The following is a 14,632-nucleotide window of genomic DNA, read 5'->3' on the forward strand; positions in this document are numbered from 1 at the left end:
TCCCCTGCATTTTTTTCATTGATCAGGACATCTCCATGTCAAACCTTCAGGAATTGGCCGAAACGGCCTACCGCATTCGCCGCTTCGCCCTGCGCATGGGCGAAGTGCAAGGCCAAGGCTATATTGGCCAGGCGCTCGGCTATGCCGACGTGCTGGCCGTGGCCTATGGCCATGCGCTGAACTTTCGCCCCCATGATCCCCAATGGGATGGTCGCGACCGCTTTTTACTGTCGCACGGCCACTACGCCATCGCGTTTTATGCCGCGCTGATCGAAGCCAAGATCATCAGCGAAGAAGAACTCGAAACCTATGGCAGCGACGACAGCCGCCTGCCCATGTCGGGCATGGCCAGCTACACGCCAGGTATGGAAATGTCGGGCGGCTCGTTAGGGCAGGGCTTGCCAATTGCCGTGGGCATGGCGCTGTCTTTGCGCCACAAGAACAACCCGGCTTTTGTCTACAACTCCATGTCGGACGGCGAGCTCGACGAAGGCTCGACCTGGGAGGGGGCCATGGCCGCCGCTCACCACGGTCTGGGTAACCTGATCTGCATCGTGGACATCAACAACCAGCAAGCCGATGGCCCGTCGTCCAAGGTGCTGGGCTTTGAACCTCTGGCCGACAAATGGGCTTCGTTTGGTTGGCATGTGCAGCGTGTCGATGGCAACCATCTGCCTGCCGTGTTGCGTGCGTTTGACACGGCGCGCCAGCTTACAGAGGCCAAGCCCCGCGTGATCCTGTGCGACACGCTCATGGGCAAGGGCGTGCCTTTCCTCGAAACCCGCGATAAGAACCATTTCATCCGGGTCGATCCGCCCGAGTGGCAACAAGCCCTGCAAGTGCTGGACGCATCCCAAAATGGAGGACACCCACGATGAACGCCGCCACCGAAAAGAAACCCCGCCTGACCACCTCGGCCATGATTGCCTCGATCGCCTCCGAGGGGCAACGTGTGCAAGCTGCGCCATTTGGCAAAGCCTTGGTCGAATACGCAGCCAACCGCCCCGAGATCGTGGGCATGACCGCCGACCTGGGCAAGTACACCGACATGCACCTGTTTGCGCAGGCTTACCCTGAACGATTTTTCCAGATGGGCATGGCCGAGCAGTTGCTCATGGCCGCTGCCGGTGGCATGGCCAAGGAAGGCTTGGTTCCGTTTGCCACCACCTATGCGGTGTTTGGCACGCGCCGCGCTTATGACTTCATCCACCAGGTCATTGCCGAAGAAAACCTGAACGTGAAGATTTGCTGCGCTTTGCCGGGCTTGACCACCGGTTATGGTCCCAGTCACCAGGCCACCGAAGACCTGGCGATGATGCGCGCCATTCCTGGCCTGACGATCGTGGACCCTTGCGATGCGCTCGACATCGAGCAGGCCGTGCCACAAATTGCCGAGCACAAAGGCCCGGTTTACATGCGCCTCTTGCGTGGCAATGTGCCGCTGGTGCTGGACGAATACAACTACAAGTTTGAATTGGGCAAAGCCAAGATGCTGCGCGAAGGCGCGGATGTGCTGGTGATCTCCAGTGGCTTCATGACCATGCGCACGCTGGAAGTGGCCAAGCAGCTGGAAGCCGACAAGGTCAATGTGGCTGTGCTGCATTGCCCGACCATCAAGCCGCTGGACGAAGCCACCATCTTGGCCGAAGTGCGCAAGCCGGGCCGATTGGTCGTCGTGGCCGAAAACCATTCCATCGTGGGTGGCTTGGGCGAGGCGGTGGCCAGCTTGCTGATGCGCGAGGGTGTGATGCCCACCAAATTCCGCATGCTGGCGCTGCCCGATGCCTTCCTGGACGCGGGGGCCTTGCCCACGCTGCACGACCGCTACGGCATCTCGGCTGAAAAGATGAACAGCCGCATCAAGGCCTGGCTGGCTTGAAGCTTTACACAGGCAGTGCATCGGGTGCTGCCTGTCTTTGCTTCGGCCACATCGGTGGGTGCTTGCTCAGGCTACACTGAAATTTTTGTAGCTTTTACGGGGCCCACTTGTCGTGCCAATGAACGATCCGTCTTCATTCCTGCGTCACCTTTACGACGTCGCTGTCACCCGCGCCTTGCCGCTGCACAACACGGCTGCCCATTTGCCAACGCCGCCAGACCCTGCCAAGGGCCGCACCCTGGTGCTGGGCGCAGGCAAAGCCGGAGGCGCCATGGCGCAGGCGGTCGAGGCTTTGTGGCCCCAAGACGCACCGCTGTCGGGCCTGGTGGTCACGCGCTATGGTCACACACCGCCACGTCCAGAGGGTGTGCCTGAGCGCATCGAGGTGGTCGAGGCCGCGCACCCGGTGCCGGATGCGGCGGGCTTAAAGGCGGCTGAGCGGATTCTTGAGCTGACTCAGGGCCTGACGGCCGATGACCTGGTGTTGTGCCTGATTTCGGGCGGTGGATCGTCCTTGCTGACCTTGCCTGCCGACGGGATCAGTTTGCAGGTCAAGCAAGACATCAACCGCCAGCTGCTGGCCAGCGGGGCCAACATTGCCGAAATGAACTGTTTGCGCAAACACCTCTCGCGGATCAAGGGCGGGCGTTTGGCGGCGGCCTGCGCCCCGGCTCGGGTGGTCACGCTCACCATCAGCGATGTGCCGGGCGACGACCCGTCCATCATCGCCAGCGGCCCCACCGTGGCCGATGCCAGCACCTGCGCCGACGCATTGGCCATCTTGCAGCGCTACGCCATCGCTGTACCGTCCGAGGTGTTGCAAGCCCTGCAAGCTGGTATCTGGGAAACGCCCAAACCCGGTTCGCCCGTGTTTGCAGGCCATGCCCTGCACATGATCGCCACGCCCCAACAATCGCTCGAAGCCGCTGCCGAGGCAGCCCGCGCACAAGGCCTTCATGTTTACATACTGAGTGACGAGATCGAGGGTGAATCGCGTGAGGTGGGCAAGGTGCACGCTGCGCTGGCCCGCGCTGCGGCGAAGGGGCAGGGGCCGTTTCAAAAGCCGTGCGTGATCTTGAGCGGCGGCGAAACCACCGTGACCATCAAGCCCCAACCAGCGGGCACGCCCAAAGGCCGAGGCGGCCGGGCGGGCGAGTTTTGCATGGGCCTGGCCCAGGCCCTGCAAGGCCAGCCCGGTGTGTGGGCCTTGGCCGCCGACACCGATGGCATTGACGGCATCGAAGACAACGCCGGGGCGCAAGTGACCCCCGACACCTTGGCCCGTGCCCAGGCACTGGGCCACAAGGTGGACGAGCACCTGCAGCGCAACGATGCCTACGGCTTTTTTGAGGCATTGGGGGATTTGGTCATCACGGGCCCCACGCACACCAATGTGAACGACTTTCGGGCGATTTTGGTGGTCTGATTTGACGCCACTGAATTGACGCAAATCGGGCGTAAATCGGGCGACTGGCACAAGTCGCAAGAAGCCCCGCCGGGTATTGATGTGTGTCAAACCCGCAGGCCCTGTGATCTGGCACATTCAGGGCCATCATGTTGGATACTTCTTTGCCCCTTTCCTCCGAGCCCGCCACCCGTCTGGAGGCCGGTACCGTCTTGCTGCGACGGGGTGATGCGGTCGATCGCATCGTGCATGTGATGCAGGGCCGGGTGGTTTTGGGGGTGATGACGCAAGGTGAAATGACGCACCAACTGGGTGTGGTCGAAGGGCCTTTCTGGCTGGAGGCCGCTTCTGGCTTGCTGGGCTTGCCACATGCGGTAGACGCTGTGGCCGAATCACCGGTGCAGCTGCACTATGTCAGCGTGCCCGACTTTGTGGCCGAAGTGAAAGCCTTGCCCGAGGCCTCGCAAAACCTGCTGATTGACATGGCGCGTTCGCAGCGCCAACAAACCGAGCTGGGGGTGAGCCGTCTGGCCAAAGACGCCGATGCGCGTTGCGCCGAGTGGCTCTTGCGCCACGCCGAAACTGATGCGCTGGCCGGTGGCCTAGCTGTCACCTTGCGTGAACGCAAACGCACCATTGCCGCCCAATTGGGCATTGCGCCAGAAACTTTTTCTCGGGTGCTGCGCCATTTGCGTGAGCGCCAACTCATCAGTGGCGCGGGGCGTGTGCTGGGCTTGCCCAACCCGCAAGCCTTGCGTGATCTGGCTGGCGTTTGACCGTTTTTGCAGCAGGCTGTGTCTGCAGCCCAAAGCCAAGCTTGCCATACCATTGCCAGCTCAACTCTGCGTCAATTCAACATGCCCGCCCCTTACCTCAGTGAAATCGAAGCCCCCAGCCGCGCCGATGTGGACGCTTGGCGTGGTCTGACCTTACTCGAATTTGGCACCGACTGGTGCGGCCATTGCCGCGCTGCCCAGCCCGCCGTCACACAGGCGATGGCAGAGCACCCGCAATGGCAACACCTCAAGGTGGAAGACGGCTCGGGCCGTGCGCTTGGGCGTTCTTTCCGCGTCAAGCTTTGGCCCACACTGGTGTTTTTGCGTGATGGTCAGGAGATCGCCCGACTGGTGCGGCCCACATCGGTGAGCGAATTGAATGCGGTCTGGGCTGCCATGGACCGGGCTTGAGCGCTGGTTTTTCGGTCTTGAGGAGGGTGCTCCATCCTCTTAAGCTGGCTTTCATGACCGCTCATCAAAATGTGCGGCTTTGGAGGAGTCTTGCAATGAAATCAGTGTTGATGGGGTTGACCCTTGTGTTGTTGGCGGGTTGCGCTCAAGAGGCTGCATGGGACAAAGCCCTGGTGTGTTCCGGAATGGAAGCCACCGCATCGACGGATGCTGGCACCGCCAAGCAGGCCTTGCCCTATCGGATCAGCGTGGATGTTCGCCAGCGTCATGACCAAATTCAGCTCAAGTCACTCAACGCCACGCCTTGGAAAGGCACAGACGGTAAGTTGCATTTTCAGTCGAACTTTGCCGGTGGCTGGCTGGCGGGTCAGCTGGATGAAAACACGGGTGCGATGAACCTCATTGTTGAGCGTCGATTGACGGTGGATGGCGTGCAACAAGCCACCAGAACGGTCGGCGATTATGTCTGTTTGGCCGCGACAGGGCCGATGCTGAAGGGCCGCTCCAACACGCCCACGGTCTGAGCCATCATCTGGTCTGTTGCCGGGCCTGACCGGCAGGGCGGCGGACAAGCGTTGGCGCTGAATGCAGGTGGCGCTTGCATTCAATCAAAATACTGTATGAAAATACAGTTCATGACCATTGCCCACATTCCCATTGCGCTGGACGCCATCAAAGGCCGTGGCAGCGCCACGCGCTTGGCACACCGCTTTGAGCGCGATGCCCGTGAACCGTTTGACGATGGCTGGGCCGTTGAATCCGAAGATGCTCCGCGCATCACCACCACCTGGACCTGGGAACAAGCCAAAAGCGCCATCAGCCGCAACACCTCGCCCGACATCGGCTTTGACCGCTCGATCAACCCTTATCGGGGCTGTGAGCACGGTTGCAGCTATTGCTATGCCCGCCCATCGCACAGCTATTTGGGCCTCTCGCCCGGGCTGGACTTTGAAACCCGGCTGATCGCCAAGCGGGGGCTGGCCGACCACTTGGTGCATGAACTGGCGAGCCCGCGGTACAGCCCCGGCATGATGGCGCTGGGCACCATCACCGACGCCTACCAGCCGCTGGACCGTGAGCTGCGCCTGACCCGCGAGGTGTTGCAGGTGCTGCACGACTGCCACCACCCCATGGCCGTGGTGACCAAGGGCAGCGGCATCGAGCGCGACATTGACCTGCTAGCGCCCATGGCGGCTCGCAAGCAGGCGGGCGTTTATGTGAGCGTGACCACGCTCGACACCGATCTGGCCCGCCGCATGGAGCCGCGGGCTGCTGCGCCCTGGCGACGCTTGCGCACTATCCGCACGCTGGTCGATGCGGGCATTCCGGTGGGGGTGAGTGTGTCGCCGCAAATCCCGTTCATCAACGACGACATGGAGCAGGTGCTGGCCGCCGCCCGCGATGCCGGTGCCACCAGTGCGTTTTATGTGGTGCTGCGCCTGCCGTGGGAGTTGTCGCCGCTTTTCAGGCAATGGCTGGACCTGCACTACCCCGACCGCGCCGCCCGCGTGATGGCCCGCATGCACGACCTGCGCGGCGGCAAGGACTACGACGCCAGCTTTGCCACACGCCGCAGCGGCCAGGGCATCTGGGCCGACCTGATCGCCCAGCGCTTTGACAAGGCTTGCAGGCGGTTGGGCCTGAACCGTCAGCGGCACGACTGGAGTGTGGCGGGTTTCAGGCCGCCGTCTACCGTGGGGCAAATGGGCTTGTTTTGACGAGCGCTGGACCAGGAAAGTGCAGATGACTGCATGGTAAGATCGCCGCCGTCACTGGGGAGTAGCCGCTCTTTCACCCAAGAGGCTTGCGTCAACATACTTGGTCGTTTTTGACCATGGCGCAAGCAGCACCACGCCTGGCAAGACCTTTGACCATGATGCCTCCGTTCAGGCCGGAGACGCGTCGTGGTCATTCGTTTTCGGATCCGGCCTTGGAGCATTCATGGAATCCCTTCTCGTTTCAACTGGCGTTGTGGCCCTCGCTGAAATCGGCGACAAAACCCAGCTTCTCGCGTTCATCCTCGCTGCGCGCTTCAAAAAACCCCTCCCCATCATTGCCGGCATCCTGGCGGCCACCATCGTCAACCATGGTTTGGCAGGTGCCTTGGGTGCCTGGATCACTTCGGCCGTCAGCCCCGAACTGCTGCGCTGGGTTTTGGGTGCTTCCTTCATCGGCATGGCCATTTGGACGATGATCCCTGATGAAATCGAAGAAGACGAAACCCAGGTGGCCAAGCGTTTCGGCGTTTTTGGCGCCACGCTGATCACCTTCTTTTTGGCTGAAATGGGCGACAAGACACAAATCGCCACAGTGGCCATGGCGGCACACTACGCAAACCCCGTCATGGTGGTGATCGGCACCACACTGGGCATGCTGATTGCCGACGTGCCTGCGGTTTTCGTGGGCGACAAACTGGCCAACAAGATCCCGATGAAGCTCGTGCATTCGATTGCCGCAGGTGTCTTTGCCATTTTGGGTGTGGCGACGCTGCTGGGCGCTGGTGCCCGGTTCGGTATCTGACACAACCCAACAAGAGCGATTCATGCGCCACAGTGTTTTATTTGCCCTGGTCGCGGCCGCTTTGTTCGGTGTCAGCACCCCCATTGCCAAGCAGCTGGTCGGAGAAGTCTCGCCACTGCTGTTGGGTGGGCTGTTGTATTTGGGCAGTGGCGTGGGCCTGACCCTCATCAGGCTGGTGCGTGACCGTGGCTGGAAAATCTCAGGACTTTTGGCGCACGAATGGCCATGGCTCCTGGGCGCGATTGTGTTTGGTGGCGTGTTGGGTCCGGTGGCGCTGATGGTCGGTTTGACCTACACCAGTGGTTCGGTGGCCTCTCTGTTGTTGAACCTGGAATCCGTACTCACGGCCGTGTTGGCCTGGCTTGCCTTCAAAGAAAACGCCGATCGGCGCGTGGTGCTGGGCATGCTGGCCATCGTCTGCGGTGGTGTGGTGCTGTCCTGGCCTTCCGGGCAGGCAGACACGGTCCACTGTATGGGGCCCGCAGCCATCGCCTTGGCGTGTTTGTGTTGGGCTGTCGACAACAACCTGACCCGCAAAGTCTCCGCGTCCGATGCCTTGTTCATCGCTGGCACCAAAGGCTTGATGGCGGGCGGCGTCAACACGGCCATGGCCTTGGCCATCGGCTTGAGCTTGCCCAGCGCGATAACCCTCTCGGTGACGCTGTGCGTTGGCTTGGTGGGGTATGGCCTGAGCCTGGTGTTGTTTGTGTTGGCTTTGCGTGGCTTGGGGGCGGCGCGCACAGGCGCTTACTTTTCAACGGCGCCGTTCATGGGGGCGGCGGTGGCTGTGCTGTTTTTGGGCGAAACCACATCGCCCTTGTTCTGGTTGGCCAGTGCGTTGATGGGATTGGGTGTCTGGTTGCATCTGAGTGAACGGCATGATCATGAACACGCCCACGAACCGCTGGAGCACACGCATCAGCACCGACATGACGAGCACCACCAGCATGCGCATGACTTTGCTTGGGATGGCGAAGAGCCTCACAGCCATGGGCATGCTCACCAAGCCATGACGCACAAGCACCCGCATTTCCCGGATATTCACCATCGGCACGGACACTGAGCTTCTTCATTTAACCCACCAACAAAGCCCCCGCATCCTCGTACCAGAACATGAGCGCGGCGTCGTAGCTTTCCCACACGCAGCCGTTGCAGCCACGTCCGCAGCACGATGTGGGCTCGGGCGGTGGTTCCCGAAAATCGTGGCCCCTAGCCTGCAGGCGCTCCTGAAATTGCGCAATGCCTCGGCGCACGGCGGCGCGCTGGGCTTGGTTGGGGTCGATGATGGGGTGTTCGTTGCCTTCGGTCATGCCCTATTCCTATTGTCTGACACGCCCGTGGGCAAGGTTTGGCCCTGAATCACCGTGTGCGCAATCAGCCGTTCATCGCCCAGCACGATCATGGCGAACAGCCATTCGGCCAAGGTCTCGGTTTGCGCGGTGCGGCGGGCCAGCAGGGGCGTGGCTTTCGGGTTGAGCACCACGAAGTCGGCTTCGCAGCCGGGCAGCAAGTTGCCCACTTGGCCGCCCAGGTCCAGCGCGGCGGCAGCGCCTGCCGTGTGTTGCCACCACAGGTGTTCGGGGGCCAGGCTGATGCCGGGGCGGCCCACACTTTGCCTTGCCACCGTGTAGGCCGCGTGCATGGTGTGGAAGGGGCTGAAGCTGGTGCCGCCGCCCACATCGCTGGCCAGGCCGTAGCGCAGACCGGCCGCATCTGAAGCGGTGTAGTCAAAAAAGCCGCTGCCCAGAAACAGGTTGCTGGTGGGGCTGACAGCGGCGGTGGCGCCCACTTCGGCCATGCGGCGGCGGTCGGCTTCGTCCAGGTAGATGCAGTGCGCGTACACCGAGCGCTGACGCAGCAGGCCTGCGCGGTCGTACACGTCCAGATAACTGCGCGCTTCAGGGAAAAGTGCGTGCACCCAGCGGATCTCGTCGAGGTTTTCCGCCACATGCGACTGGATCCACACATCGGGGAATTGCTGCGCGATCTCGCCCGCGCCACACAGCTGTGCATCGGTGCTGGTGGGCGCAAAGCGCGGCGTGATGGCGTAGCCCAGGCGGTCCACGCCGTGCCAGCGGCGGATCAGGTCTTCGGTCTGGCGCAGGCTCAAAGCCGTGTCGGTGTCGCGCAGACCGTCGGGGCTGTGGCGGTCTTGAAGCACCTTGCCGGTGACCATGCGCAGACGGCGCTTTTGCGCCTCGGCCATGAACACATCGACCGACTCGGGATGCGCGGTGGCAAAGCACAGCGCCGTGGTCACGCCGTGGCGCATCAGCTCGCCCAGAAAGAAGCTCGTCACTTCGTGGGCGTAAGCAGGCTCTGCAAAATGCTTTTCGTGCGGAAAAGTGTAGTGCTCCAGCCAGGGCAGCAGGCCCTCGGCGGGCGAGCCGATCACGTCGGTTTGCGGGTAGTGGATGTGCAGGTCCACAAAGCCCGGTGCGATGCACAGGCCGGGCCAGTGGGTCACGGGCAGGTCGGGGTAGTGCGGGGCCAGTTCGCGGTAGGGGCCGATGGCCTGGATGCGCACGATGCCGTCGGCGCTTTGCCCGGTGACCAGCAGGCCGTCGGTTTCGTGCTGGGCCTTGGGATTTTGCGGGTCAGGAAACCACAACAGGCCTGCGCGCCAGCCTTGCAGATCGGTCAATGTCTTGTCAGGGTGCATAGGGCAGGCAGGTGAACAGTGTGCGAGAGAGCAGGGGCAAATACGGGGGAAAACAGGCCTCGCCCGGTGGTACATTGTGCGGCAATCTCTTCGCACGCAAAGCTTGGGCCAGCTCTTTAGGCACGGACTTTGCGTGTGACTTATTTGGATTTTCCATTTCCCCCAGACATGACCACACCCCTTTTGTCTTTGCAGGGCATCACCAAGCGCTACCCGGGCGTGGTGGCCAACCAGGACGTGTCGCTGACCGTGATGCCCGGCCAGGCCCATGCCGTGCTGGGTGAGAACGGCGCGGGCAAGTCCACCCTGATGAAAATCATCTACGGCTCGGTCAAGCCCGACGAAGGCCAGGTGTTCTTCAAGGGCCAGCCGGTCAGCATCCGCAACCCGCAAGAAGCGCGCAAGCTGGGCATCAGCATGGTGTTTCAGCACTTCAGCCTGTTTGATACGCTCACCGTGGCCGAAAACGTTTGGCTCGGTCTGGACAAGACCCTGAGCCTGGCCGAAGTGACCCGCCGCATCACGGCCAAGGCCGCCGAATATGGGCTGGACATCGAAGCCGCCCGCCCGGTGCACACCCTGAGCGTGGGCGAGATGCAGCGCGTCGAGATCATCCGGGCGCTGTTGTCCGAGCCGCAATTGCTGATCCTGGACGAGCCCACTTCGGTGCTGACGCCGCAGGCCGTCGAGAAATTGTTTGTGGTGCTGCACAAGCTGGTCAGCCAGGGCGTGAGCATTCTGTACATCTCGCACAAGCTGCACGAAATTCGGGCGCTGTGCAGCGCCTGCACGGTGCTGCGCGGCGGCAAGCTCACCGGTGTGTGCGACCCGCGTGAAGAAACCAACGCCAGCCTGAGCCGCCTAATGATCGGGGCCGAGCCGCCTGCGCTGGCCCCCACGCCCCGCACGCCGGGCGAGGTGGTGTTGTCGGTCAAGGGCCTGCAACTGGACAAGCAAGACCCGTTTGGTGTGGATTTGCAGGGCATCGACTTGCAGGTGCGCAGCGGCGAGGTGGTGGGCCTGGCCGGGGTCTCGGGCAATGGCCAGCGCGAGCTGATGTGGGCCTTGTCGGGCGAAGACACCCGTTCGCCCGCGGCAGCCATCACGCTGTTGGGGCAAGGTGCTGGACAGCTGCCCCCGCGTGCGCGGCGCAGCCTGGGCCTGCACTTTGTGCCCGAAGAGCGTTTGGGCCGAGGCGCGGTGCCGTCGATGAGCCTGGCGCACAACCTGCTGCTGACCCGCAGCGAGGCGCTGGGCACCGGCGGCTGGATTCGCATGGGGGCGCTGGCCGATCAGGCGCGCAGCATCATTGCGCGCTTCAAGGTCAAGGCCTCGGGGCCGGATGCGGCAGCGCGGTCGCTGTCGGGTGGCAATTTGCAAAAGTTCATCGTGGGGCGCGAGATCAGCGCTTCGCCGAAGCTGCTGATCGTCTCGCAACCCACCTGGGGTGTGGACGTGGGCGCAGCGGCGCAAATCCGCGCCGAGATTCTGGCGCTGCGTGACGCGGGTTGCGCGGTGCTGGTGGTGAGTGAGGAGCTGGAAGAGTTGTTTGAAATTTCTGACCGTTTGCATGTGATCGCCAAGGGCCGTTTGTCGCCCTCGCTGCCCCGGGCCGAGGCCACGGTGGCGCTGATTGGCGAATGGATGAGTGGGCTGTGGCCTGCCGCCAAGGCCGAGATGGCCCAAGGAGCGCAACATGCTCAAGCTTGAAGCCCGCCCTCAGGCTTCGCGCCTGTGGACTTATGCCTCGCCCCTGCTGGCGCTGGCGCTCACGGTGGTGCTGGGCGTGGTGCTGTTCATCGCGCTGGGCAAAGACCCGGTGCGCGCCCTGCAGATGTTTTTCTGGGAGCCCATCAAATCGGGCTACGCCTTGGGCGAGCTGATGGTCAAGGCCACGCCGCTGCTTTTGATCGCGCTGGGGCTGGCTGTGTGCTTTCGCTCCAACGTGTGGAACATCGGGGCCGAGGGGCAGTTTGTCATCGGCGCGGTGTGCGCTGGCGGCGTGGCCATGCTGGCGGGCAAAGACACGGGCCGCTGGGTGGTGTTGGTGATCATGCTGGCGGGCATGTTGGGCGGCATGGCGTGGGCGGGCCTGACTGCTTTGCTGCGCGACCGCTTCAACGCCAGCGAAATCCTCGTCAGCCTGATGCTGGTCTATGTGGCCGACATGGTGTTGAGCTATTTGGTCTATGGCCCCTGGAAAGACCCGGCGGGCTACAACTTCCCGCAGACCAAGACTTTTGAGGCCGTCACGCAGATCCCGCGCCTGATGGCCGGATCGCGCGTGAGCGTGGGCCTGTTGATTGCGCTGGCCTGCGCCGGGGCACTGTGGGTGTTTTTGTTCCGTACCCGGGCGGGCTTTGCCCAGCAGGTGGGCGGGCTGGCGCCCGATGCCGCGCGCTATGCGGGCTTTTCTTCGCGCAAGGCGCTGTGGGTGGCGCTTTTGACTTCGGGTGGCGCGGCCGGTTTGGCAGGCGCTTTGGAAGTGGCCGGGCCCATTGGGCAGCTCACGCCTTATGTGCCTGCCGGTTATGGTTTTGCCGCCATCATCGTGGCCTTTGTCGGGCGCTTGCATCCGGCGGGCATGGTGCTGTCGGCGGTGCTCATGAGCATGTTCTACATCGGCGGCGAGTTGGCGCAATCGCGCCTGGGCCTGCCCAAGTCGATCACCGGCGTGTTCCAGGGCCTGTTGCTGTTTTGTTTGCTGGCGTGTGACACGCTGGTGGCCTACCGTTTGCGCTGGGTGGCTGCCCGGTCTGCGGTGGCAGGAGGGAAAGCCTGATGGAATCGTACGCACTGTTGGTGGCCGCCACGCTGAACGCGGGCACCGTGTTGGCGCTGGCCGCTTTGGGCTTGCTCATCAATGAAAAAGCCGGGGTGCTCAACCTCGGGGCCGAGGGCATGATGCTGTGCGCAGCCATTGCCGGTTTTGCCGCTGTGGTGCACACCGGCAACGACTGGATCGGCTTTGCCGCAGGCATGGGGGCAGGGGCCGTGCTCGCCGCCATCTTTGGCGTGCTGGTCATCTGGCTGGGCACCAACCAATACGCCACCGGGCTGGCGCTGAGCCTGTTCGGTGCGGGTTTCTCGGCCTTTGCGGGCATCGCCTATGTGCAGGAAAAAGTGCCCGAGCGTGCTTCTTATGCCGTGCCTTGGCTGGCCGACATTCCGCTGCTGGGCCCGGCACTGTTTCGCCAGCACCCGCTGGTGTATGTGACCATCGCACTGGTGGCGGGATTGATCTGGTTTTTGTACCGAAGCCGTGCTGGTCTCGTGCTGCGCTCGGTGGGCGAATCGCCCGAAGCGGCCCACGCCCTGGGTTATCCGGTGCGCCGCATCCGCCTGATGGCGGTGGTGGCGGGCGGGGCGCTGTGCGGCCTGTCGGGCGCTTACATCTCGGTGGTCTACACCCCGCTGTGGGTGGAGGGCATGGTGGCGGGCAAGGGCTGGATCGCGCTGGCCCTGACCACCTTTGCCACCTGGCGCCCGGCACGGGTCTTGCTGGGTGCTTACCTGTTTGGCGGTGTGACCATGCTGCAGTTTCACCTGCAAGGCGCGGGCGTGGACATGCCCAGCCAGTTGCTCACGGCGCTGCCTTATGTGTCCACCATCGTGGTGTTGGCGCTGATCTCGCGCAACCCCGCTTGGATCCGGATCAACATGCCCGCGTCACTCGGAAAAGCCTTCCATCCCGGTTCATAATGAGTTTTCTCAACCCCCTGTAACCCTGTTCAATAACAAAAGGAACTGACATGACAGACATCTCCAAACGCGCCATCGTCAAGATGGTCGCCCTGACCGCTGTGGCTGCTGCCGCACTGGTTGGCTGTGGCAAGAAAGAAGAAGCCCCCAAGGCTGAAGCGCCCGCTGCGGCCAAGGCCGAGCCCCTGAAGATCGCGTTGCCTATGTCGGTCCTGTGGGCGACGGCGGCTGGACCTTTGCGCACGACAACGGCCGCAAAGCCCTCGAAGCCGAGTTTGGCGACAAGATCGTCACCAGCTTCGTCGAAAAAGTGCCTGAAAGCGCCGACGCCGAGCGCGTGATCCGCGACATGGCCGGTCAAGGCAACAAGCTGATTTTTGGCACCACCTTCGGCTACATGGAGCCCATGCTCAAGGCCGCTGCCGACCTGAAAGACGTCAAGTTCGAGCACGCCACCGGCTACAAGACCGCCGACAACATGCGGACCTACGACAGCCGCACCTACCAAGGCGCGTACATGGCGGGCGTGATCGCCGGCAAGATGACCAAGACCAACACCGTGGGTGTGGTCGGCTCGATCCCGATTCCTGAAGTGATCCGCAACATCAACAGCTTCACGCTGGGTGCGCAGTCGGTCAACCCCAAGATCAAGACCAAAGTGGTCTGGGTCAATGACTGGTTCAACCCACCGAAAGAAACCGAAGCCGCCACCGCCCTGATCAACGGCGGCGCTGACGTGCTGATGCAAAACACCGACTCGCCTGCCGTGTTGCAGACCGCCGAAAAAATGGGCAAGCGCGCCTTTGGCTGGGACTCCGACATGACCGCCTACGGCCCCAAAGCCCACCTGGGTTCGGCCGTGATCAACTGGGGCCCTTACTACATCAAGGCCACACGTGACGCACTCGAAGGCAAGTGGGCCACCGGTCAAAGCTGGTGGGGCGTGAAAGAAGGCGCGATCGACTTCGTGTCGGTGGCCGCTGACGTGCCCGAAGACGCCAAGAAAAAGCTGGAAGAAGTCAAAGCCGGTCTGAAAGACGGCAGCTTTGAAATCTGGAAAGGCCCGATCGTGGGTCAGGACGGCAAAGAAGTGCTGGCCAAAGACGCTGTGGCCGACGACAAGTTCCTGGGCGGCATCAACTTCTACGTCAAGGGCGTGGAAGGCAAGATCCCTGGCGGCAAGTGATCGCCTGAGGGGCGGGCCCCTGCGTGCAGTCTGCATGCAGTGGTCCACATGAAAAAAGGCTGCAAGGGCTTTAGCCCTTGCAGCCTTTTTC

The 14,632-nt window shown here is 62.6% G+C and carries 14 protein-coding genes, 1 pseudogene and 1 riboswitch; of the genes and pseudogenes, 13 read left to right on the forward strand and 2 right to left on the reverse strand.

Features of this window, described 5'->3' with window-relative positions; genetic code table 11:
• The first annotated feature begins 35 nt into the window (after positions 1-35).
• From ACZ5VE_RS03205 to ACZ5VE_RS03245, 9 genes are all read left to right on the forward strand, one after another.
• Positions 36-878, forward strand: coding sequence for a transketolase (locus ACZ5VE_RS03205; RefSeq protein ID WP_464456632.1), 843 nt, complete (start codon positions 36-38; stop codon positions 876-878).
• A complete protein-coding gene (locus ACZ5VE_RS03210; RefSeq protein ID WP_464456633.1) occupies positions 875-1,879 on the forward strand; it encodes a transketolase family protein in 1,005 nt (334 codons plus the stop codon). Before ACZ5VE_RS03205 ends, ACZ5VE_RS03210 begins: the two co-directional genes overlap by 4 nt.
• 118 nt (positions 1,880-1,997) lie before the next feature.
• Positions 1,998-3,305, forward strand: coding sequence for a glycerate kinase type-2 family protein (locus ACZ5VE_RS03215; protein WP_464456634.1), 1,308 nt, complete (start codon positions 1,998-2,000; stop codon positions 3,303-3,305).
• Positions 3,306-3,433: 128 nt separating this feature from the next.
• The gene (locus ACZ5VE_RS03220) at positions 3,434-4,060 is read left to right on the forward strand and encodes a Crp/Fnr family transcriptional regulator (RefSeq protein ID WP_464456635.1); all 627 of its coding nucleotides are present in this window, start codon (positions 3,434-3,436) and stop codon (positions 4,058-4,060) included.
• An 81-nt stretch (positions 4,061-4,141) separates the two neighbouring features.
• The gene (locus tag ACZ5VE_RS03225; protein WP_464456636.1) at positions 4,142-4,471 is read left to right on the forward strand and encodes a thioredoxin family protein; all 330 of its coding nucleotides are present in this window, start codon (positions 4,142-4,144) and stop codon (positions 4,469-4,471) included.
• 53 nt (positions 4,472-4,524) lie between these two features.
• Positions 4,525-4,995, forward strand: coding sequence for a hypothetical protein (locus ACZ5VE_RS03230; RefSeq protein ID WP_464456637.1), 471 nt, complete (start codon positions 4,525-4,527; stop codon positions 4,993-4,995).
• 111 nt (positions 4,996-5,106) lie between these two features.
• Positions 5,107-6,189: a PA0069 family radical SAM protein gene (locus tag ACZ5VE_RS03235; RefSeq protein ID WP_464456638.1), complete on the forward strand. Its 1,083-nt coding sequence runs from the start codon at positions 5,107-5,109 to the stop codon at positions 6,187-6,189.
• A 44-nt stretch (positions 6,190-6,233) separates the two neighbouring features.
• Positions 6,234-6,400, forward strand: a riboswitch (yybP-ykoY riboswitch).
• 12 nt (positions 6,401-6,412) lie between these two features.
• Positions 6,413-6,991, forward strand: a complete 579-nt coding sequence (locus ACZ5VE_RS03240) for a TMEM165/GDT1 family protein (protein WP_464456639.1) — start codon at positions 6,413-6,415, stop codon at positions 6,989-6,991.
• A 22-nt stretch (positions 6,992-7,013) separates the two neighbouring features.
• Positions 7,014-8,054, forward strand: a complete 1,041-nt coding sequence (locus tag ACZ5VE_RS03245) for a DMT family transporter (protein ID WP_464456640.1) — start codon at positions 7,014-7,016, stop codon at positions 8,052-8,054.
• A 10-nt stretch (positions 8,055-8,064) separates the two neighbouring features.
• Here the strand turns inward: ACZ5VE_RS03245 and ACZ5VE_RS03250 are convergent, their stop codons facing one another.
• Entirely contained in the window at positions 8,065-8,301 is a 237-nt protein-coding gene (locus ACZ5VE_RS03250) for an oxidoreductase-like domain-containing protein (RefSeq protein WP_464456641.1), read from the reverse strand.
• On the reverse strand, positions 8,298-9,653 hold the full coding sequence (gene guaD / locus ACZ5VE_RS03255) for a guanine deaminase (RefSeq protein ID WP_464456642.1): 1,356 nt from the start codon (positions 9,651-9,653) through the stop codon (positions 8,298-8,300). Before guaD ends, ACZ5VE_RS03250 begins: the two co-directional genes overlap by 4 nt.
• Positions 9,654-9,821: 168 nt before the next feature.
• Between guaD and ACZ5VE_RS03260 the strand changes: the two genes are divergently transcribed.
• The 4 genes and pseudogenes from ACZ5VE_RS03260 to ACZ5VE_RS03275 all read left to right on the forward strand — a co-directional run bounded on the left by ACZ5VE_RS03260 (position 9,822) and on the right by ACZ5VE_RS03275 (position 14,541).
• The gene (locus ACZ5VE_RS03260) at positions 9,822-11,363 is read left to right on the forward strand and encodes an ABC transporter ATP-binding protein (protein WP_464456643.1); all 1,542 of its coding nucleotides are present in this window, start codon (positions 9,822-9,824) and stop codon (positions 11,361-11,363) included.
• Positions 11,350-12,435: an ABC transporter permease gene (locus tag ACZ5VE_RS03265; protein WP_464456644.1), complete on the forward strand. Its 1,086-nt coding sequence runs from the start codon at positions 11,350-11,352 to the stop codon at positions 12,433-12,435. The genes ACZ5VE_RS03260 and ACZ5VE_RS03265 overlap by 14 nt, the downstream gene beginning before the upstream one ends.
• Positions 12,435-13,355, forward strand: a complete 921-nt coding sequence (locus ACZ5VE_RS03270) for an ABC transporter permease (RefSeq protein WP_464456645.1) — start codon at positions 12,435-12,437, stop codon at positions 13,353-13,355. Before ACZ5VE_RS03265 ends, ACZ5VE_RS03270 begins: the two co-directional genes overlap by 1 nt.
• 50 nt (positions 13,356-13,405) lie before the next feature.
• Positions 13,406-14,541 (forward strand): annotated as a pseudogene (locus ACZ5VE_RS03275) (BMP family ABC transporter substrate-binding protein).
• Positions 14,542-14,632 lie beyond the last annotated feature (91 nt).

This window comes from Limnohabitans sp. INBF003 (assembly GCF_055396645.1).